Origin of the sequence: Clostridium sp. D46t1_190503_E9, from assembly GCF_015555225.1 — a bacterium.
Taxonomy (GTDB): Bacteria; Bacillota; Clostridia; order Clostridiales; family Clostridiaceae; genus Clostridium.
Genome location: NZ_JADNKB010000010.1, coordinates 100,663 through 122,719, shown reverse-complemented (window position 1 = coordinate 122,719; position 22,057 = coordinate 100,663). Strand labels below are relative to the sequence as shown.

Below are 22,057 nucleotides of genomic sequence, written 5' to 3'. Positions count from 1 at the left end.
TAATACATTTTTAATAACTTATAATTGTACCCTAATTATTTAACTATTGTGCCATCTGAATCTTTTCACTAGCTTCTTTTTGCATTGCTGCAGCAGCTTCCTCAGGAGTCATTCTTCCAAAGCAAGCTTCAAATACAACCTTGTCTAAAGCTTCAACAACGTTTCCATAGTATTTATAATCATATATCTTTAATTTATTTGCGTCTTCTAATACAAATGCTTGAGGCATAGCTTTGAATTCTTCATTTTCTCTAATCGCATAATTAGCTGGTACTTGTCCTGCTTTAGCCCATTCTAAACTATTTTCACCAATCCAATTTATAAACTCCATAGCTCCCTTTGCTTTTTCATCTGTCATTTTATCATTCTTAAGCATTACAAATTGATGTGAAGAACTCCAATCTTTTGGATTATTTTGATCCATTGTTACCATATGTGTCATTCCCCAGTCTATATCTATACCCTTAAGTGAATTTTGCATCCATATTCCTTCTGGCCAAAATACCAACTGGCCTGCTCTAAATAATTGACCTGGATCATCCCCATCTTGGCTAGCTATTTTATCATTTACTAAACCATTTAACTCTGTAAATATTTTTTTAGCTTCTGGAGAATCAAGATTAACTTCTTTTCCATCTTTTGATATATCTCCATTTAATTGAGCTAAATAAGATAAATATTGAACTCTCATCCAAGTTAAACCTAAAGTTGGTATATTGTCAGCTGCTGATTTTTTTCCAACTTCTTTTACTTCATCAAGAGTTATAATTCCATCATCTAATACATTAGGCCCATACTTAGCCAAAAGATCTTTATTATAATAAGTAACAAATGAATGTACATCTAGAGGAATACTATATTGTTCATTATTTATAGTTCCCATTTGCCATGCATTTTCAACATAATTTGATTCTTTTATTACTCCACTTGCCTCAATATATTTATCTAACGGTTGAAGTAAATTTTGTTCTGCGAATAAAGCAAGTCTCTCAGCATGAACTATAGTTACATCAGGTACATCCTTACCTGATCCAACTACTGTTGGTATTTTTGTATATAAGTCATCTCCTTCAACAGGCATATGTTTTACTTTATATTCAGGATTTGTTTTATTATACTCATCTATCATTCTAGTCATATTTTCTCCATCAGCTCCAGTGAAAACTGACCAGAATACTATTTCTTTTTTCCCACCAGAATTACTATTTGATGAGCTTCCTTTTGAATTACCACAAGATATTAAACCCAATGATAAGATTCCAGCTAAAATAACACTTAAAACCTTTTTCCTTTTCATAAAATCCTCTCCCTTTTAAAACATTTTTTTTGTTTAATTTCAAATTTATTATATCATTCAATTTATACGTTTTCAATAACTTTTAGAAGTTTTTTCTATTATTTTTGTTTCAATAACTCTTTTTTTATTCCATTTTCAACTCTTTTAAAGTATTTAAAACATTTTTTCTGTTTTAAATTGCTTATAATCATAATTTAATTGTAATTTATTTCAGATTATTTGTTTTAATGCATTTGTTTAATTTCACTTGACATGATATAATTTATATAGATATTCTCATATATCTTCAACAAGATTTTACTCTTTATATAACATTTTTATAATCAAGAAAGGAATTTTAAAATGAAAAGCTTATCTATAAATTTTAATGATATTGATAAAATGGCTTCTTACGCCAAAGCTCTATCATCGGAAGATAGAATAAAAATCTTAAAAATAACCGCTAATAGCAATCCCACAGTTAACGAACTTGCAGAAGCACTATCAATCCCAATTTCAACCACCGCAATGCATGTAAAAGTTTTAGAAGAATGTGGGCTAATATTAACAAGATTGGAACCAGCTGTAAGAGGAACTAAAAAAGTTTGTTTTAGAAATGTAGATGATATTTTTATAGATCTCAATCTTCAAGCTGAGGAAAATAAGCACAGATGCCACTATATAAATATGCCAATAGGTTCTTATGTAAACTGTGAAATTAATGGAACTTGCGGCATGGCTAATGAAAATTCTCATATCGGAATTTTAGATAATCCTCAAACCTTCTATTATCCAGATCGCTATACAGCACAAATTATCTGGTTTGAGCAAGGATTCTTAGAATACCGTTTTCCATTAGATATATTATCTTTCGGAGATTTAACCAGTTTTGATTTGTCTTTTGAATGTTGTTCTGAAGCTCCATCTTACAATTCATACTGGCCATCTGATATAACCGTATGGATGAATGATATAGAATTACATACCTGGACTTCCCCAGGTGATTTTGGAGGAAGATCAGGAAAGTTAAACCCAGGATGGTGGCCTCATAGTTCTACACAATATGGACTTTTAAGATCTTACAAAATAGATAATTCAGGAACATATTGTGATGAAACTTTAGTTTCATCAGTTACTTTAAAAGATTTAGAAGTTACTAAAACCCCTTACTTAACAGTAAAAATAGGAATAAAAGAAGATGCCGAAAACTCAAGAGGAATAAATCTATTTGGAGAAAAATTTGGAGATCATCCTCAATCTATATTATTAGGAATTGAATACGACTCTAAAATATAATTCTAAATATACTCCTAAATATAATATAAATAAAACCGTAGTTAAAGAATTGCAGAATACTTTAACTACGGTTTCTTATTTATAACAAATTAAGTAATATTTAAATACATTATCTTTTTTATAATTCCCTCTATCATTTCATCTATTCAACTACAAATTTATAACTAGTTTCACTAGAATACGTTTCACCAACTTTAAGAATAGAATCTTCTATAAATAAATTAGATTTCCCAATAGGAATATTCTGTGTTTCAAGGCAAACAGCATCTTTAACTTCAATATCTCTACCTATAGATAACTTACCTTTGCTAATATAATTACCACTATAAACTACAACCCCACTGCAATTAGTAGAAACTAAAAGACCTCTACCAGATTCTTCATCATAAAGCTCTACTCTATTTTCTGTTTTTACACCATCTTTGAATTTGAAAAAATGGTCATATCCCTTTGTAATATTAAGTTGATAATAGTCTCCATAAATATCTTGTCCAATTTTCTTAGGTGTAGTAAAGTCAAATGGTGTATTCATAACATTAATCATTTTTCCAGTAACTATAGATTCATCATCTAGCTCAGTAAATTCTTCAGCCTGTATTTGCAAAATATGATCAGTAATCTTCCTTTTACAATTACCACTTAAATTAAAATAGCTATGATTAGTCATATTTAATATTGTGGTTTTATCAGATATTCCTTTATAATAGAGTTTAAGTTCATTATCATTATTTAACAAATAGCAAACTTCAATATCAACCTTGCCAGGAAATCCCGCTTCACCATCTTCGCTTATAAAATAAAATTTAACACCAATAAATTCTTCTTCCTTAATTGTTTCAAACTCAAACTTTTTAATATTAAAACCATTATATCCACCATGAAGAGTATTATTACCATCATTTTTATCTAATTCATATTCTACTTCATCAATCTTAACTTCAGCTCCACCTATTCTTCCAGAGTTTCTACCTATAACCGCTCCAAGATAAGCAGTAGTATTTAGATATGTATCATAATCTTCATATCTCAAAACTACATTTTCATATTTACCATGCCTATCAGGAACATTTATTTGTGTAATTACGCAACCTAAATCAATACATCTAACCTCTACACCATTATCATTAATTAAAACAATTTCTTTGTATGTATTCTTACCTTTTGTTTCTATAAAATTAGTTTTAATCTCCACTTCAATCCTTCTCCTTCACATATTATTAATTAAAATAACACTAATACCCTTTTATCGAATAATTTAAATTATCATTATTGTTTTTAAACATTATTTATGTTTTAATTATAATCTAAATTGCACTTTTTTAAAATATATTAATTTGTATTTTTCATACTTTATTTTAATCCAATAATTAGGTATTGAAACTATTATGAATCTTTAACTAATAATATAATAAAAAGTATATATATAAAAATATATAAAAAAAAGAGTTATGTAATGATTTATAAAATAAATATTACATAACTCTTATTGAAAATTTATATATTAATAATTAACTATTTGTGAGAAGTCAGCAGCTACTAAGCTAGCTCCACCAACTAAAGCACCATCTATGTCAGACATAGCCATTTGATCTTTAATTGTGTTTGGCTTAACTGATCCACCGTATTGGATTCTTACTTTGTCAGCAACTTCTTTACCAAACATTTCAGCAACAACGCTTCTGATAGCCATTATTGTTTCATTAGCTTGCTCATTAGTAGCAGTTTTACCTGTTCCTATTGCCCAGATTGGTTCATAAGCAATAACTACTTTTTCTGCTAATTCATTTGATAAACCTTCTAAATCAGCTTTAATTTGAGCTCCAACAACTTCATTAGTTGTTCCATTTTCTCTTTGCTCTAAAGATTCTCCACAGCAAAGGATTGGAGTTAAGTTGTGAGCAAATGCAGCTTTTACTTTCTTGTTTAAAGCTTCATCAGTTTCATTGAAGTATTCTCTTCTTTCACTATGTCCTAAAACAACATAGCTAACTCCCATAGCTTCTAACATTCCTGGAGCAACTTCACCTGTGAAAGCTCCTTTTTCTTCAAAGTGCATGTTTTGAGCAGCAACCTTAATGTTTGATCCTTCTACTGCTTTTAAAACAGCATCTAAACAAACAAAAGTAGGACAAACTACTACGTCACATGTAGCATCTTTTACTAATGGCTTTAATTCTTCTATAACTTTTACAGCTTCTGCTGGAGTGTAGTGCATCTTCCAGTTTCCTGCTATTATCGCTTTTCTCATTTAAATCACCTCGTATTATAATTAATAATTGATAATTGATAATTGATAAATTATTCAACAAAGTTGAATAATAAAAATTAAAATCCATAACTCCACCTAAGTGGAGTTATTTCATTAATTATGCATTATAATTGTTCATTTAACAAATATTTCTGTTTAATGAAGCTCCTCCTCAGATTCCTTCGGATGAGTAAGTTCGCTTTACTAAATCAAAGATTTAGAAGCTTACTTATTATTAAGCGCTTCTATTCCTGGTAATGCTTTTCCTTCTAAGAATTCTAATGAAGCTCCACCACCTGTTGAGATGTGAGTCATCTTATCTCCGAATCCTAAGATATTAACAGCTGCAGCTGAGTCTCCTCCACCGATAACTGTTGTAGCATCTGCATCAGCCATAGCTTTAGCAACTGCAATTGTTCCTTTGTTGAAGTTTTCGAATTCGAATACTCCCATTGGTCCGTTCCATATAACTGTTTTAGCATCTTTAATTGCATCAGCATATAAAGTTTCTGTTTTTGGTCCGATATCTAATCCCATGTTTCCTGCTGGAATGTTTTGATCTTCTGTAACTACTGGTTCAACATCTTTGAATTCTGCAGCAACTCTGTGGTCAACTGGTAATAAGAATTTAACTCCTTTTGAAGCTGCCTTTTCGATCATTTCTTTAGCATATTCAACTCTATCAGCTTCTACTAATGATGATCCTACTTCATATCCTTGAGCTTTTAAGAATGTGTAAGCCATTCCACCACCGATGATTAGTGTATCAACTTTTTCTAATAAGTTGTTGATAACAGCTATCTTATCTGAAACCTTAGCTCCACCTAATATAGCAACGAATGGTCTAACTGGATTGTTTACTGCTTCTCCTAAGAATTTTAATTCTTTTTGAATTAAGTATCCACATACAGCTGTATCTAAGAATTCAGTAACACCAACTGTTGAACAGTGAGCTCTGTGAGCTGTACCAAATGCATCATTTACAAATATGTCAGCTAATGAAGCTAATTCTTTTGAGAATTCTTCAACGTTCTTAGTTTCTTCTTTTCTGCATCTTGTATTTTCTAATAATACAACATCTCCATCTTTCATTTCTGCAACAGCAGCTCTAGCATTTGCTCCTACAACTTCTTCGTCTCTTGCAAAAACTACTTCTTTATCTAGCATTTCGCTTAATCTCTTAGCAACTGGAGCTAATGACTTTGATGCATCTTTTCCTAAGTGTGAGCAAAGTATAACTCTAGCTCCATTATTAACTAAATATTTGATTGTTGGTAGTGCACCATTTAATCTATTTTCATCAGTTATAACGCCATCTTTTAGTGGCACATTGAAGTCACATCTTACTAAAACCTTTTTACCTTTAACGTCTATATCTTCGATAGTTTTCTTATTAAAGCTCATTGATTTCACCTCTTAAATTTATTTTGATTAATCTACACAAAACTTATAAATATAAATTTAAATATAAACTTAAATATAAACTTATAATTCTTGCTTAATTTAAAATTGGCCTGGCCTCATAGATTTTCTATAAAACCAGACCAATAATTATATTTCTTTAATTATACATTTAACTATTTAATTATCTAGTTACGAAGTATTTTAAAGTTCTGATTAATTGGTTAGTGTATGACATTTCATTGTCGTACCAAGCAGCAACTTTAACTAATTGCTCATCTCCAACTGTCATAACCTTAGTTTGAGTTGCATCGAATAATGAACCGTAAGTGATTCCGATTACGTCTGATGAAACTATTTCATCTTCAGTGTAACCAAATGATTCGTTAGCAGCAGCAGCCATAGCAGCGTTGATTTCTTCTACAGTTACTTTCTTGTCTAAAGTTACAACTAATTCAGTTAATGAACCTGTAGTAACTGGAACTCTTTGAGCACCACCATCTAATTTTCCTTTTAATTCTGGAATAACTAAACCAATTGCTTTAGCAGCTCCAGTTGAGTTTGGAACGATGTTAGCAGCAGCAGCTCTACCTCTTCTTAAATCGCCTTTTCCGTGAGGACCATCTAATGTGTTTTGGTCGTTAGTGTAAGCGTGGATTGTAGTCATGAATCCTTTTTGAACGCCAAACTTGTCGTTTAATACTTTAGCCATTGGAGCTAAGCAGTTTGTAGTACATGAAGCACCTGAAATAACTGTTTCAGTACCATCTAATATATCATTATTTACGTTGTAAACAACAGTCTTGATGTCTCCAGTTGCAGGAGCTGAAATAACAACCTTCTTAGCACCAGCTTCTAAGTGTAAACCAGCTTTTTCTTGAGAAGTGAAGAATCCAGTACATTCTAAAACTACGTCAACGTTTAATTCTTTCCATGGTAAGTCAGCAGGATTTCTTTCAGCTGTAACTTTTATTTCTTTTCCGTTAACAACGAAAGCTCCTTCTTTAACTTCGATTTCTCCGTTGAATCTTCCTTGTGAAGAGTCATATTTAAATAAGTGAGCTAAAGTCTTAGCATCAGTTAAATCGTTGATTGCTACCACGTTAAATTCTGGGTTTGCGATCATTAATCTTAATGCTAATCTTCCTATTCTTCCAAAACCATTAATTGCTACATTTACCATTTGCAATTACCTCCTAAAAATAGTTATATTTAAAATTTTAAAAATTTTAAGCTTGTTTAGTGTGTTCCTTAATAAATTCTACAATTTTTCTACCAGCTGCTTCGTCTGTTATTAATACTGCATTTTGATTTTTCATCATTGTTGCAATAATAGCATCAACTTTATTTTCCCCAGCAGCAACTGCAATATGTGTGTTAATTTTTCTTGCTTCATTAATATTTATTCCAATTGAAGTATTTTCTGAAACTACTTTGGAATCTTTGTTAAAGTAACAACCAAACGCTTCACCCACAGCTCCTAGAGATTTTAGTTTATTAAACTCTTCTTCTGAAACATCTCTTTTTTCTGCCATAACTAAAGCATCACCAATACCATAAATTAATATATCAGCTTTATGGATATTATCTATAACTTCTTTTATTTCCTTTTCCTTTAGTAAAGTATCCAAAAGTTCTAAACTAAGGTTTTCAGGAAGATGAAGCAATTTATAAGCACCATTTAACTTTTTTGCTAAGGATGCAGCTAATGTACTAGCCTGTATTTCAACTTTTCTTCCCATACCGCCTCTTGCTGGAACTACGAGAATATTTGAAACATTATTTATCTTAGGTAATGCCTCCACAAACTCTTTTATAGTATTTCCCCCAGTTATAGCTATTATATTATCATCTTTAATAATTGATTTTAGATAATTAGCTGTAGCTTTACCAAGTTCTTTTAAAATTATTTCGTTTGTTTCTACATCACCTGGAACAATTATTACATCTCTTAACCCAAGGAAGGACTTTATGTTTTCCTCGATATCTGATAAACCTTTTATTTCATGTATAAAATCTTTAAGCTTATCCACTATTTCTTGTCCCTCTTCAGTAACTGTCATTCCTGGAGTATTAATCTCTATCAAATTTTGTGATTTTAAAAAACTTATTTCAGTTCTTACGATTCTTTCTCCAAGATCTAACTGATTGGCTAAAACACGTCTTCCGATAGGCTGATTGTAATATATAGTCCTAAGAATACTATATCTTTTCTCTAGGACTTCTACAAGTTCAGGAACTATTTTTTTCTGTAAAGACAATATTTCCTGCACTTCCAACCCTCCTTTGGTCTAAAAAGGTCCCGCATATAATTTATATGTCCCACATTTATTATTATAAAACACTTCTATGAATTTTAAAAGTACTTTCTTCAAACTTTTCTAAAAGTTTTACAAGTTTTTAGCATTACAGCTTCATATATCCTATAAAAGCCAGCATATGTAAGTTTGCCTTTTCCATCACTACTTTATCTAAAAAGTCAGTTCGAACTACACATATGACATTAAAAACTTAATTGATAAGTTAAGAAAAGAACTTATAATAGAAATGCCAACTTTCATTTCTACTATATTTAATATAAATAGCTATCATCTCTATTATAAATTCCCCTTTTTAATTCTTTTTTATTCTATTTTTATAATACTCTTTTCATTCTATTCTTTTTCTTTTGCTTGATGATTTTATCCCCATTTCTTCCCTATATTTTGCTACTGTTCTTCTAGATATATTTAAATTTTTCTTATTTAATTCTTCACATATTATTTGATCTGACAAAGGTTTTTTCTTATCCTCATCACCTATCATTTCTTTTATTTGTTTTTTTATATTAACAACAGCAACATCTTCACCATTACCTTTAGATTGACTTAAACCTGTTGTAAATAAATCTTTTATTTTTACAGTTCCAAGGCTTGTTAATATATATTTGTCTTTTATAGCTCTACTTACTGTTGATTCATGAATTCCAAGGTCTTCAGCCATTTCTTTCATCGTCATTGGCTTTAAATATTTTTGTCCCTTATCAAAATACTCTTTTTGCTTCTCCACAGTTTTTTCTAATATTCTAAGTAAAGTACTCTTTCTTTGTTCTATACTTTTTATTAAAAACATAGCGCTATTTAATTTTTCTTTTACATAGTTTTCCGTATTTTTATCTTCCTTATTATTTAAGATATCTTTATATATATTACCTATTGATAATCTTGGTATAACGCCATCATTCATAATAACAAAATATTGTCCGTCTATATTTCTAATAGCCGCATCTGGTATTATAAACTTAACCTCATCTCCTGTATAAAATCCCCTAGAAGGCTTTGGCTCTAACCCCTTAATTATATCCCCTAAATCTTGAGCTTCTTTGGGAGTTATTTTCAAATTTTTAGCTATTGTATTAAATTTATTATCCGCTATTAAATCTAGATATTCATCTATTATTATCTCTAAGTTGTCATCTAATATTCCCATTTTTATTAGCTGTATCTTCAGACATTCCCTAAGATCCCTAGCCCCTATGCCATCTGGCTCTAAATCTTGAAGTATATCTAATGACTCCTGTCCTAAATCAATTGATATATTTAATTCTTTACATATATCTTCTAGAGGCATGTCCAAATATCCTCTTGCATCAATATTCTCAATCATATATGATACTATTGCCTTTTTCAATTCATCCTCATCTATCTCAAGTAATTGCTCCTGCAAATACTCTGTTAATGACTCTTTTTGTGATATAAAATTAAAAGGCGATACATCTTCATCCTTATTATAGTCTCCATAACTTTGAGAGCCATAATTATCGAATTCTAGGTATTTTATCATTTCCTTATAATCTATTTTATCTTCGTAATCCTTTTCTTCTTGAACAAAATCAAAATCACCTTCTAGTATTGGATTTTCCACAAACTCATTTTCTATATATTCTCTTAAATCATAAGTTGACATTTGTAAAAGCTTTATAGATAACTGCATTTGTTGGGTCATTATTAATTTTTGCTCTTGTGTGAGATTTAAATTAAAGTCTAATTTCATAAAGTACACCTTCATTTCTAAAACTATAAACTATAAACTATAACTTTTACTTAATATACTAGTATTAATGATAACACTCTTTAATACTAGTATATACTGTAAGTAAACGTTATATCAAGTGGTTATTGTACTCTAAATTCTAAGACTTCTTCTTTTATCTTTGGAATTTCAATCTTTTCTTTGATTACTTCACTTTTATAGTTATTGACTAAATTAATTGTTTCTTTATCTAATATTGACTCATTCATAATTATTTCAATTGTATTCTCTTTTAAGCCCTCATTTATTTTGTTTATTTCTCCGCTCTTAAACATGCCATCATTTGCTTCTGATATACTTTTATAAAGAATATCATCAAATCTAATTACTAAAGATGCAAGTATATTATCCTTATAATCACTATAAACCTCTTGTGCATTCATACCGCTGTTAATTACATACTTCCCTTTTTCTTTAGCGGCTTTAAAAACTCCTTCAGAAGCTCTACCTGCGGCTGTTAAAATAACTTCACAACCCTTATCATAAAGTTCTATTGCCTGTTCATATGCTAAATCAACATTTGCACAATCTTCAACGTATTTTACATTTTCTTCTGATAATAATTTTGATAATGCTTTTGGATTAGTAACTTTAATCCCTGCCATATAACCTGATAATAATAACTTATTTGGTTCATTATCCTTAATAGCTATATATCCAACATCTTTATTACTGCTTCTCTTTCCTGCTATTGCCCCTACTAAAAATCCGCCCTCTTCATATTTAAAATCTACATTTTGGACATTACTTTCTCTTATCTTATTAGTAGTAACTATGAACCTTTTATTTCTATAGTTTGTTGCAGCTTCATTAACTACATTTTTAAACTCTTCACCAACTACAATTATTAAATCATTACTTTTAACTGCTTTTATAAATTGCTTTTGAAAACTTTCTTCATCATCTCTGTCTATTTCTATGATAGTTAATTTAATGCTATCTTCTATAATAGATTTATTTATTCCTTCTAACCCTAACTGATTAAGCCCCTTATCTTCTAAACATCCTTTATTAATAACATAAGCTACTTTCAGTCTATCTAAATCTATTACGTGACTATTAAGCACTCCACAACTTACAAGCATACTAATTAGACATATACTTAGAGTTAGTAAAAATAGTCTTTGTTTATTCACTGTAACCACCTTCCTTTTTACTTTAGGTTACCCAAATAAATATATAAAAATTCAGTTTGTCTTTTTTACAAAATAAAAAAGATAAAGAATTTACTCTTTATCTTTTTAGTCTTATTATAAAAGTTATTTATTATAAAAGTTATTTATTCTAAAAAATTTATTTATTATTCCATATATTTAGTTTGTACTCTTATTTTATATCTTTTAAGTTATTCAAAACTATTTAAAACTTATTTGCTTATAAAAAATAGACCACTTACTCTTGTACCAGAATGTATTCCAACTGCACAACCTGGTTTTGTTTCAATATATTTTATATTGTTATCCTCTAAATATTTTTTAAGTTCACCCTTCATTTCTGGGCTTTCTATTTCGATTAATATAACTGGCTCATTTTTATCTGGATTGCTTGATTCATAATCTGATATTATCTTCTTTAATGCTTTTTTATTACCTCTTACCTTATCTTTTGCAGTCATCATTCCATCTTCGAACCCAATTATTACTCTAAGTCCTAATGCTGTTCCAATAACACCAGCAGTCTTTGATATTCTTCCACCTCTAACTAGGTTTTCTAAGGATTCAAAGCATAATGATGCATTCATTTTAGGTATCATTTTTATTATTTCTTCCTTTATAGCTTCTGCGCTATATCCTTTATCTCTAAGCTCACAAGCCTTCAAAACAAAGAAACCTTGAGCAGATGTTATAACTTGTGTATCCACTATAACTATATCATCAGATTCAATCATATCTTTTGCAATACATGCTGAATTATATGTTCCACTCATATTAGATGACATAAGGATTGTTAAAACTTTATAACCTTCATCTAAATACTTTCTAAAGATTTCTTCAAATCTAACCGGAGTAATTTGTGCTGTAGTTGGAAGTATTTGTTCACTTTGTATTTTTTCTTGCATTTGTTCTAAATTAATTTCTTCTCTATCAATATAACTTTTATCACCAAAATTAATTAAAACTGGTATAACTTCTATATTATTTTGTTTAATTAACTCTTCTGGAAGATCTAAGCAACTATCTGTTAATATTTTTATCTTTTCCACTTCTATTCCCCCTAAATTTATTTCATTTCAGGAAAACCAATTTGCCTTAAAGCTTCGTATGCAACAATTGCAACTGTATTTGAAAGATTTAAACTTCTTGTACTCGTTTTGATCATTGGCACTCTTATTCCTTCATGATTGTTATGTACTTCTTCTGGAACACCTGAAGATTCTCTTCCAAACATTATAAAATCCCCTTCTTTAAATGAAGCTTCATCATAATGTACCCCACCATGAGTTGTAGCTAAAAATATTCTTTCATTTCCATATTTGTTCATAAAATCTTCATAGCTTTCATGCATTTCAAGCTTTAATTCACTCCAATAATCTAATCCAGCACGCTTTACTTGTTTATCATCTATTTTAAAGCCCATAGGTTTAATTAAATGTAGTGTTGAATTTGTTAAAACACAGGTTCTTGCAATATTACCTGTATTTTGTGGTATTTCTGGTTGGTATAAAACTATATTTAAATTCAATTTTCTTACCTCCGATTAAAAAAGCAAGATGAAATCATCTTACTTTAGTAAAACTATATAAAAAATGATACTATATGAATCTTGATTAGTCAAAACATTTAGCATTTATTAACATAATATTATTTTATATTATAAAAATAATATTCCTATTAAGTATTTTTTGATTTCGAATCAAGTAAATATTCTATTGTCTTTTCTTTCAAAGTTGTTTTTTTATTTTATAAAAGTAATGTTATCTAATGATTAATATCTAATTGAAAATTTTTTAATACTTAAAAATCTAAAGTTTAAAGAATTTTTTTATAGCTTTTTCAACACCATTTTCAATATTAGTATCAGTAATATAATCTGCTAATTTTTTTACTGGTTCTATTGCATTACCCATTGCTATTCCAATTCCAGCATACTCAAGCATAGATAAATCATTTTCATTATCTCCAATACATATAATTTCTTCTCTTTTAAAACCGTAATAATTTGCTAAAGCTTTTACAGCATTACCTTTAGATGCACCTTTACTATTAATTTCAACGCTTCTTTTCCCTGAGCCGTAATATACTATACTATTTAAACTATTTAGATGGTTTTTAACTTTTTCAATCTTCTCTGGTTTTGTTGAAAAAGCTATACATTTAGTTATTTTCCCATGATTTTTTCTAAAAAACTTTTTCCACTTTTCTATATTATTGATAACATAATAATTTATTTTTAAATTATCATACCCTATTTGTTTTGTCATATATAATTTAGTTCCAAGCTCTGTAATCCTATTACTACAATATATACTATCTAAAGTATAAAAATGAAAATGCATCTTCATTTTATATAGCATTTCAACTAGCCTAATACACTCTTCTGTTTCAATTGGTTTTTCATATATAACTTTATTTGTATTTTTCTCCCTAACAATAGCTCCGTTAGCTGCAATAACAGGTGATTCAACTCCTAAAAGATGTGAATAATATGCTGCATTGTTATAAATTCTCCCTGTAGTTACTACTATTTCTACACCCTTTTCATGAATTTCTTTTATTACTTTTTTGCTTTCTTCGGATATTTTTTTCCCTTTACCTAGTAAAGTTCCATCCATATCAATACAAACCATTTTGTATTCCATAAAATACTCCTTTATTCACATTTTCATATTATTATAATATCATTATGCTAGATTTTCGACAATAAACTTATAGTCTTTCTAACATTTATTATTCTATTTAACTAAAAAAATTATAAAAAAATAGAATGGTTAATATATCCATTCTATTTTATATCTATTATTGATTTGGTTTTTTCTCTTCAGTAGAAGTTTGTGGTTTCTCTTCTGTTTTATTAGTTGAATTTTGAGGAGTTTCTTTCTTTTTAGTTCCTCTTTTTATAACTGTATTTGTTGTTAAATAAACATCTGTAGCTATAAACTCTCTATCCACTTCAACACCATTTTCATATGTTATTTGATAAGAGCTTGCCTTATAACCTGGCATTCCATGTGATACAACTTTTTCAGTACCTTCTTCCATAGTTGGATCATCTTCATACTTAACTTCTGGATTGTATTTTTCATGAACTTCATTTACAAGCTCATAAGTTTTTCCACCCATAGCTTCTACATTACCATATATGTTAAATGATACTGTTCCTCCAGCTACATATCCTTGAATGTAAACTGGAAAATCATATGAATTCTTGAATTTATAGTCTATAACACCATTTGCAACTGTTGCATCTAATCCAGGTTCTGAATAAGAAACAGTTAAGGAATGATTCATTCTTTCTGTTGATCTTAAATTTGCTCTCATTGCTGCTCTATAAAGAGTTGTTGATACTTGACATATTCCTCCACCGTAGTCTGGAACAATTTCATTTCCAATATATGTATTAGCTTTTTCATATCCTTTATCTGGGGTTGTATCTCCAATTAATGCATTGTAGCTAAACTCTTCTCCTGGCATTACTACCGTTCCATTTACAATTTGAGCTGCAATTTGCATATTTTTAACCCTACCATCTCCAGTATCTTTATAACTACTACTATAACCGCTTATTTTTCCAGTTACTTTATTTAAATCTTCTGCTTTTACTTTTGCTTGTTCTTCTTTTAGCTCAAATGTTAATTCAACAGTATTAGTTGGATCTCCATTAATATTTTCAACTAGTTTATTATGAAGCTCTTCTTCGTCTATCTTCTTTCCAACAACTTCTGATGTAACCACTATGTTTCCTGAATTTATTTCTATAGTAGCATCTTTCGGAGCTAAATTTACTTCAGTTTTAACCTTTTCTTCAAAAGCCTTTAAACTTTCTTCATCATATGTAATCTTAGCTTCTATGTTAATATCATCATCATTTTTAATTAGTGAATTTTTACTAAACATTCCACCATCTTTCCCATAATTAAAAGCTTCCTCTGCTATTGATTCTATGTCATATTTAGGCTTTATTTCACTATAAGCTAACTCTAACTTCTTATCACCAACCAAAATATCTAACTTCTTGTCCATAATAAGATTTGATAATTTTTCGTTTAAAGAGTTTGTAGCTTCTTCTTTACTTAATCCACCTAACTCAACACCATATACAGCAATCCCCGGATAAACCTTATTCTCCCATGCTGCTACTCTATTATTTACTGAAAAAATATAACTTATAATTCCTACTATAACTATTATTGCTATAGCTATTGCAGCTATTACTGTATTTTTATATTTGGGAGATATAGTCTTTTTTAAATTATTTTTTTGTTCCTCCAACTGCCCCACTCCTTTCTAAATAAGCATAACAAAAATTACGAAAATATTATTATTCCCTATAATTATAATACTACTATATCATTAATATTATGTTATATTCTACAGTTTATTTTAATATATTTATATGAATAAAATAATTAACTTTAATTAAGTACTTAATAAAAAAATTCATGATTTTTTGTCAATCAAATATAAAATAATTAAAGCTTATAATATTATAATTACCTTTAATATTATAAGCTCTATAATTAGTATTATTTTAATGTTTTAATGTAAATATTTTAGACAGTAACTCTACTTCTAATTCTAGATGTTTCTCCATCATAATCAAAAGCTTCTATAGTTATATTTACAGGAGAAGTTGTTTTAACAGGTAATTCAGATAATCTTATTTCAAAACTTGTATCATTTTTTCCTACTGTTCCAATCCAATAGCCATTCTCAAAAATATTATATCCCAATAAATCAGCATCATCATTTCTTCTCCATGAAACCTTTAATAATCCACCTTCCTTGACAGCTCTTAAATCTCTTACCTGTCTCGGTTGCATAAGTAAATCTAAATTATCAGGACCCCAATTGGCATCAACAGGATTTCCAACACCATTAACTACTTGACCTTCACTAAATTGCCATATTCTCCATCTCGTCCATCCACCTAAATTTGGAGGATATGGTGGATTAACTGGAACATTTGTATACATCGCTATCCATAAAGGCATATTTTTTAGTGGTTGTGTTCCATTAGGTAATTTAAAGTCATTATATAGCTCTATAAAAAAAGCTCCTGTATATAACATTAATCTTCTTCTAGTTTTTCTCTCGAACCTTTTTCTAAATCTATCTACCCAATCAATTAATGCTTTTGTACTTATTTTATTATCTATTGGTGCTTCAACATCTACTACTGGAAATAAATCTCCGTAATCTTTTTCTCCAAACCCTTCCTGTAATATGTCTATGAACTCGTCACATTGAGAATCTGCAGTAGTTAAATCATATGAAGGTAAAGCATAGTGATATGCTCCTACTGGTATTCCATAATCTCTAGCAGCTTTAGCGAATTCTAAGAATCTCCTATCAACTCTAAATCTTCCCGATCCTGAACCTGATGCTCTTAGATATAAAAAATCTATTGTTCTTGCTAGAGTTTGAAAATTAACCTCTTGTGTATATTCATTTATGTCTATTCCAAATCTACTATTAGGATTTTTATTTTGCATTTTTCCTCCAAGAAAAATATTCTCTATATTAGTTTATTACGATTTTTCTTAAAGGTTACTTTTATTTATTATCTAATTACTTTTAACTTTATAAAGAAACTTATCTCATTACCAACGCATTCGGCCCATATACTACCATTATGAAGTTCTATTATATTTTTAGAAATAGCAAGGCCAAGACCACTTCCTTTGGTATTAGAATTTCTAGCTTCATCTACTCTATAAAATCTATCAAATAGTCTCTCCACTTTTTCTTTTGGTATATGTTCTCCTCTATTTTTTATAGTAATGTTTACAAATCCATTATTTTCATATGCAGATACTATTACACTTCCTGGCTTAAAAGAATATTTAATGGCATTTGAAAATAGATTTTCAAAGACTCTAACCATTTTCCCGGCATCTATTTCTACCATACATTTTTCATCTACAAACTTTTTAACTACTTCTATTTCATTTTCTTCAAATACAGGAATATACTCTTCTATTATTTGAGATAAGAATTCAACTATATTTACTTTGTTTTTTCCCAAAACTATTCCTTTATTGTTGAGTTTTGTATATTCAAATAAATCTTCTATTAATTCCTTAAGTTGATTAGATTTATTAAATGCTATATTCAAATACTCCTTCATCATATTTTCATCTTCATATTTTCCATCTTTGACAAGTCCTATATATCCCATTACAGATGTTAAAGGAGTTCTTAAATCATGTGAAACATTTGTTATAAGCTCACTTTTAGTCTTTTCAGCTCTTCTTTCCGCATCAATTCTATTTTCTATTTCCGATGCCATATTATTTATATTTTCAGCTAATTTCTTTATTTCATCTTTTCCCTTTTCTTCTATCCTATATGATAAATCCCCATTCGATATAATTCTTACACCTGACGCTATTTCTTCTATATACTTCATTTTCTTATTTGTTATTATAATAAATATTGATATAAACATAATAACTGATAACACAAGCGCCAAAAATGAATTTTCATCCACATAATAGTCATATGATATATAAGGAGTAGGTATCTTTGAGTATATTAGATAAGCCCTGTCCGCTCCTATATTTACTGGATAAAGAAATACTCGTTCGCTTCCATCTTCTGCTACAGAATTGCTTTTATCTATGATTGCATATATATCTAATTTTTCTTGAAATTCACCATTGACCTTAAATAATATTTTCCCATCTAAATCAGTCAAGTAAATTTTAGCTTTACCATCATTGTATCTGTTTAATAATTCTTTTATTTGTTCTTCTTCTTTAAGACCCTCTATTTTATATCCATATTCTCCACTTAATTCCTTTGCAATAGAATTAGCATGTGACTGAACTTCTCCAATATCATATTCAAGATTAGTTATTGTTTTATTTTTCGATAAGACATTATTAGCAAATCCATAAAACATAAAAGCAGCTAAAAAACATATTGCAAAAACAAGCATTAATTCAAATCGTATACTCTTTTCTATTCTTATATAAATCCACTCTAAAACCTCTCTAATTTTAACTCCTAGTATTGAATTATAAAGTTTACAAAAAATCTTTAAGATTAAGTTTCTTATTCCCTTTATAAGCCCAACTCTTTCTTTCTTAACTTTCTCTTTTTTAGACTTCTTCTTACCTATCAATTTTATAGCCTACCCCCCATACAGTCTTTATGAATTTCGGCTTTCTTGGATCCTCTTCTATCTTTTCTCTTACCTTCCTTATATGAACCATAACTGTATTATCAGACTGCATAAACTCTTGTTTCCAAACGCTGTTATATATATTTTCAATACTAAATACTTTTCCTCTATTTTCACCAAGTAGAACTAATATATCAAATTCTGTTGGGGTAAGTTTTATTTCTTCACCATCTTTAAAAACTTCATGAGTTTCTAGATTTATACTTATCTCATCAATCTCTAATACATTGTCTTGTTTAACTATTAATTCTTCCTTAGTGGATGTATTATTAAACCTCTTATATCTCCTTAGTTGTGATTTTACCCTAGCTACTAATTCTAATGGATTAAATGGTTTCGTTAAATAATCATCCGCTCCAGTATTTAACCCTAATATCTTATCCATATCCTCAGACTTTGCAGATAACATTATTATAGGCATTTCTCTTTCTTCTCTTATTTTCAAACAAGCTTCAATACCATTTACCTTCGGCATCATTATATCTAAAATTATTAAATCCACTTCATTATTTGAAAGGATATCTAACGCTTCTTTACCATTTTCAGCCTTTATTGTATCGTATCCCTCACCCTTTAAATATATATCTATTAAATCCCTAATTTCCTTTTCATCGTCAACTATTAATATTTTCTCTTTGCTCAAAAAAATCCACTCCTCTCTACTTCTAAAATTAGTTTACCATAAAAGAAGAATTCTTTTAATTTCTGCTCTCACTATTTATCTATATTGTAGCGAAAATATCTTAATTTTAAACTTTATAATTTCTTAAAAAAACCTTAATATATCGGTATCCATTAGGAGTAGTTTGGAAACTTATCGATACGCTTTCATTTAAATAAATCAATCACTAAGCCAATTAATAAAAGAATACATATACTTATTAACGAAAAAATATATCAACTGATAAATAAATCATTAATTAAATACTAAATTAATTTATTAAGTGAATTTATTTCTAAAAAATATATAATGATAATTTTCAATAAGATTCCTTCAAACAATTTTGAAAATTAATACCTAATTACATGTGTAAATTCTATTTTCTATTAATTACTTGATACTTCATATTCAAACATTCAATAACACGTATATCATTCTTGTTACTATAGTAATCTGTTTTAAAAAATTGTTGTTTTTTAAAATTAAATTCAAAAAGTATAATATTCTTTGATTAAAGTCTGAATTTTATGTAGAAAATTTAAATAAATAAATTATATGTATATTTATTAATAAATCAGTTCAACTAATCTCATTATAATTAAAGGAGAGAAAAATATGAAAGTATCATCATCACTATGTAGTTATGCTAATTGTGAAATTAATAGTAAATTTAAACAAGTAGATCTGTATCTTAACGAATTATCTATTATTGATATTTTAAAAGATAAAGAAATAAGAACTTGTCCTAATTGTAATTCTAATAACTTTATAAAATATGGCAAATACAGGGGACTACAAAGATTTAAATGCCTCAATAAGAATTGTGGTAAAACTTTTTCTAAAAAAACAAATTCCATATTCAGTAATTCGAAGAAGCCATTGGATCTTTGGTTAAAATATTTAATTCTCATGAACAATGAATTTTCTCTTAGAAAGTGCTCCGCTATTTTAGGAATCAATTTAGCTACTTCTTTTTATTGGAGACATAAATTCTTAATTACTCAAACATCAAATAACTATAATATATTAAAAAATTATGTAGAAATTAGTAAAATAATTATTAAAGAAAACTTTAAGGGAGATAGAAAAGCTAGATACTATAATAAAGAAAATATCTTTATAGCTTGTGCAATGGATAGTAATAAATCACTCATTTCTAAAGCAATTAGTAGAAGATCGATCTCTTTAGAAGCATAAATAAAAACTTCTCTCAAAACCTAGATAAATCTTCAGTTATATCTGCTTATAATGACAGGTATTTTGATATTTATGCAAAAAAACATAATGATACAATCCTTCCACTATCATCAAAAGTTATTTTAAAAGTTATTAACCAATTAGCCTCAAATAATCTAACACCTTCAAATATTGTGTCAATAAAAAATATAAATAAAAAATTACCTTCTAACAGCATTTTTATACATACATTTTCTTTAAATATAAAAAAGTGGTTAGTAAGGTTTAGAGGTGTTGCTACTAAGTATTTGGAAAATTATTTGAATTGGCATATACTCGATTTTAAGAATGATTATAAAACTTATTCACTAAATCAAATTTTACTATTTAAAAACTTATCCTTTAAATCAACTTATATAAAAACCAAAAACTTTTCTGACTTCAAATTAATATATCAATATAATTCAACAGGCAATTATTAAATTTTTCCCAATCTCACTATAACTATCTGCTTTAAATATTTTATAAAATCATGTATTTTAAATACTAATTCTTGTGCAAATAAACTCTATATTAAGACATTAATTAAAGAGAGTTCTTGATTTAATAAAAAAAGAACCCTAATAATATATAGTAGAAATTTTCAAATTAATATTGTTAAATAGCACTTTTTAGATTTTAAAAATACTCAAACAAAAACTTTACTTGTTTTAACAACAATTTTTTAAAACACATTCATATAGTTTATTTAACTGTGAACAACTCTTTATATATGCAATAGCCTTTCTTATTAAATTAAAACAAAAAAATAATTGATTTTTTATATGATACTTGAATATTAGTCTTAATCCTAAGATTAAAACTACTAATAAGCTTACAACTAAAGATATCACTAAAATATAATCAAATATTTTAAGATAATCTATTTAGTTTTCCTCCGATATAATTTTTTCGTTTAATATATTTCTTAACTCATTTATATCTTCTTTAGTTAGATTATCTGCTTTCACAAAGCTTAGTATCATTTCATTCAATGATCCATTAAATACCTTTTTTATAAATGAATTGCTTTCCTCTTTAATACACTCTTCTTCTGATACAAGTGGAAAATAGAAATATTCCTTTCCAAGTTTTTTAAAGCTTATAGCATCTTTGTTTAACAATCTACTTATAAGACTTTTTACAGTTGTGTTTTTCCAAGATTGTTTGCCTTTAAGATTTTCAATAATCTCACTTGATGTTGCTTCTCCTAAAACCCATATTATTTTCATAACTTCCCATTCTGCATCAGATATTTTAGGTAATTTCCCCATAAACCTCTCCCCCATCTTTAATTACATTCGTAATTTATAATTTAAGTTTACGAATGTAATCCTTAACTGTCAATATATAACTGTAAATATCTTATTAATATTATTTTCATATTTGGAACCATATAAATTTTAACATTATATGGCCTTAAATATTATGTAACTTATAAATATTATGTAACTTATAAATATTATATTACTTTTAATATTCCCTAGTTTTTAATATTCCCCAGCTTTTCAAAATTCTCTAGATTTAAAAAATTATAGAATTA

The 22,057-nt window shown here is 28.1% G+C and carries 18 protein-coding genes; 2 read left to right on the top strand and 16 right to left on the bottom strand.

The genetic code is table 11. The features are described 5' to 3' along the window. Positions 1–43: 43 nt before the first annotated feature. Positions 44–1,297 (bottom strand): ABC transporter substrate-binding protein, encoded by a 1,254-nt coding sequence (locus I2E83_RS12760; RefSeq protein ID WP_195430136.1) that lies wholly within the window; start codon positions 1,295–1,297, stop codon positions 44–46. A gap of 342 nt (positions 1,298–1,639) precedes the next feature. Between I2E83_RS12760 and I2E83_RS12755 the strand changes: the two genes are divergently transcribed. Then, positions 1,640–2,572, top strand: a complete 933-nt coding sequence (locus I2E83_RS12755) for an ArsR family transcriptional regulator (protein WP_195430133.1) — start codon at positions 1,640–1,642, stop codon at positions 2,570–2,572. Between the two features lie 142 nt (positions 2,573–2,714). Here I2E83_RS12755 and I2E83_RS12750 read toward each other — a convergent pair whose 3' ends face one another. The 14 genes from I2E83_RS12750 to I2E83_RS12685 all read right to left on the bottom strand — a co-directional run bounded on the left by I2E83_RS12750 (position 2,715) and on the right by I2E83_RS12685 (position 19,281). Beyond that, positions 2,715–3,764, bottom strand: a complete 1,050-nt coding sequence (locus tag I2E83_RS12750; protein ID WP_195430130.1) for an aldose epimerase family protein — start codon at positions 3,762–3,764, stop codon at positions 2,715–2,717. 309 nt (positions 3,765–4,073) lie between these two features. Beyond that, entirely contained in the window at positions 4,074–4,820 is a 747-nt protein-coding gene (gene tpiA / locus I2E83_RS12745) for a triose-phosphate isomerase (RefSeq protein ID WP_097033114.1), read from the bottom strand. 225 nt (positions 4,821–5,045) lie between these two features. Next, entirely contained in the window at positions 5,046–6,224 is a 1,179-nt protein-coding gene (locus tag I2E83_RS12740; RefSeq protein ID WP_142418739.1) for a phosphoglycerate kinase, read from the bottom strand. Between the two features lie 181 nt (positions 6,225–6,405). Next, entirely contained in the window at positions 6,406–7,404 is a 999-nt protein-coding gene (gene gap / locus I2E83_RS12735; protein WP_195262830.1) for a type I glyceraldehyde-3-phosphate dehydrogenase, read from the bottom strand. 46 nt (positions 7,405–7,450) lie between these two features. Further along, positions 7,451–8,494 carry a sugar-binding domain-containing protein gene (locus tag I2E83_RS12730; RefSeq protein ID WP_195262829.1) on the bottom strand — a complete coding sequence of 348 codons (1,044 nt, stop codon included), beginning with the start codon at positions 8,492–8,494 and terminating at the stop codon, positions 7,451–7,453. 376 nt (positions 8,495–8,870) lie between these two features. Continuing rightward, positions 8,871–10,253, bottom strand: coding sequence for an RNA polymerase factor sigma-54 (gene rpoN, locus I2E83_RS12725; protein ID WP_195430127.1), 1,383 nt, complete (start codon positions 10,251–10,253; stop codon positions 8,871–8,873). Positions 10,254–10,375: 122 nt separating this feature from the next. Beyond that, positions 10,376–11,428: a BMP family ABC transporter substrate-binding protein gene (locus tag I2E83_RS12720; RefSeq protein WP_195262827.1), complete on the bottom strand. Its 1,053-nt coding sequence runs from the start codon at positions 11,426–11,428 to the stop codon at positions 10,376–10,378. A 230-nt stretch (positions 11,429–11,658) separates the two neighbouring features. Further along, positions 11,659–12,495 carry a DegV family protein gene (locus I2E83_RS12715; protein WP_195262826.1) on the bottom strand — a complete coding sequence of 279 codons (837 nt, stop codon included), beginning with the start codon at positions 12,493–12,495 and terminating at the stop codon, positions 11,659–11,661. A 17-nt stretch (positions 12,496–12,512) separates the two neighbouring features. Next, positions 12,513–12,974, bottom strand: a complete 462-nt coding sequence (locus tag I2E83_RS12710) for a tRNA (cytidine(34)-2'-O)-methyltransferase (protein ID WP_195262825.1) — start codon at positions 12,972–12,974, stop codon at positions 12,513–12,515. 280 nt (positions 12,975–13,254) lie between these two features. Beyond that, positions 13,255–14,091, bottom strand: a complete 837-nt coding sequence (locus tag I2E83_RS12705) for a Cof-type HAD-IIB family hydrolase (RefSeq protein WP_195262824.1) — start codon at positions 14,089–14,091, stop codon at positions 13,255–13,257. A gap of 157 nt (positions 14,092–14,248) precedes the next feature. Continuing rightward, a complete protein-coding gene (locus tag I2E83_RS12700) occupies positions 14,249–15,730 on the bottom strand; it encodes a VanW family protein (protein WP_347708064.1) in 1,482 nt (493 codons plus the stop codon). A 272-nt stretch (positions 15,731–16,002) separates the two neighbouring features. Next, positions 16,003–16,944 carry a glycoside hydrolase family 25 protein gene (locus tag I2E83_RS12695; RefSeq protein ID WP_195262822.1) on the bottom strand — a complete coding sequence of 314 codons (942 nt, stop codon included), beginning with the start codon at positions 16,942–16,944 and terminating at the stop codon, positions 16,003–16,005. Positions 16,945–17,012: 68 nt separating this feature from the next. Then, positions 17,013–18,578, bottom strand: coding sequence for an ATP-binding protein (locus tag I2E83_RS12690; protein WP_195430121.1), 1,566 nt, complete (start codon positions 18,576–18,578; stop codon positions 17,013–17,015). Next, a complete protein-coding gene (locus tag I2E83_RS12685) occupies positions 18,568–19,281 on the bottom strand; it encodes a response regulator transcription factor (protein ID WP_195262820.1) in 714 nt (237 codons plus the stop codon). Before I2E83_RS12685 ends, I2E83_RS12690 begins: the two co-directional genes overlap by 11 nt. Before the next feature lie 633 nt (positions 19,282–19,914). Here I2E83_RS12685 and I2E83_RS12680 point away from each other — a divergent pair. Continuing rightward, positions 19,915–20,496, top strand: a complete 582-nt coding sequence (locus tag I2E83_RS12680) for an IS1 family transposase (RefSeq protein WP_195430118.1) — start codon at positions 19,915–19,917, stop codon at positions 20,494–20,496. Between the two features lie 905 nt (positions 20,497–21,401). Here I2E83_RS12680 and I2E83_RS12675 read toward each other — a convergent pair. Next, positions 21,402–21,788 (bottom strand): BlaI/MecI/CopY family transcriptional regulator, encoded by a 387-nt coding sequence (locus I2E83_RS12675; RefSeq protein ID WP_195262818.1) that lies wholly within the window; start codon positions 21,786–21,788, stop codon positions 21,402–21,404. Between the last annotated feature and the right edge of the window lie 269 nt (positions 21,789–22,057).

Excerpts from the sequence above, each read along its gene's own strand:
- I2E83_RS12705 (WP_195262824.1), bottom strand. The coding sequence starts at position 14,091 with ATGGAATACAAAATGGTTTGTATTGATATGGATGGAACTTTACTAGGT.
- gap (WP_195262830.1), bottom strand. The coding sequence starts at position 7,404 with ATGGTAAATGTAGCAATTAATGGTTTTGGAAGAATAGGAAGATTAGCA.
- I2E83_RS12755 (WP_195430133.1), top strand. The coding sequence starts at position 1,640 with ATGAAAAGCTTATCTATAAATTTTAATGATATTGATAAAATGGCTTCT.
- tpiA (WP_097033114.1), bottom strand. The coding sequence starts at position 4,820 with ATGAGAAAAGCGATAATAGCAGGAAACTGGAAGATGCACTACACTCCA.
- I2E83_RS12740 (WP_142418739.1), bottom strand. The coding sequence starts at position 6,224 with ATGAGCTTTAATAAGAAAACTATCGAAGATATAGACGTTAAAGGTAAA.
- rpoN (WP_195430127.1), bottom strand. The coding sequence starts at position 10,253 with ATGAAATTAGACTTTAATTTAAATCTCACACAAGAGCAAAAATTAATA.
- I2E83_RS12760 (WP_195430136.1), bottom strand. The coding sequence starts at position 1,297 with ATGAAAAGGAAAAAGGTTTTAAGTGTTATTTTAGCTGGAATCTTATCA.
- I2E83_RS12695 (WP_195262822.1), bottom strand. The coding sequence starts at position 16,944 with ATGCAAAATAAAAATCCTAATAGTAGATTTGGAATAGACATAAATGAA.
- I2E83_RS12680 (WP_195430118.1), top strand. The coding sequence starts at position 19,915 with ATGAAAGTATCATCATCACTATGTAGTTATGCTAATTGTGAAATTAAT.
- I2E83_RS12675 (WP_195262818.1), bottom strand. The coding sequence starts at position 21,788 with ATGGGGAAATTACCTAAAATATCTGATGCAGAATGGGAAGTTATGAAA.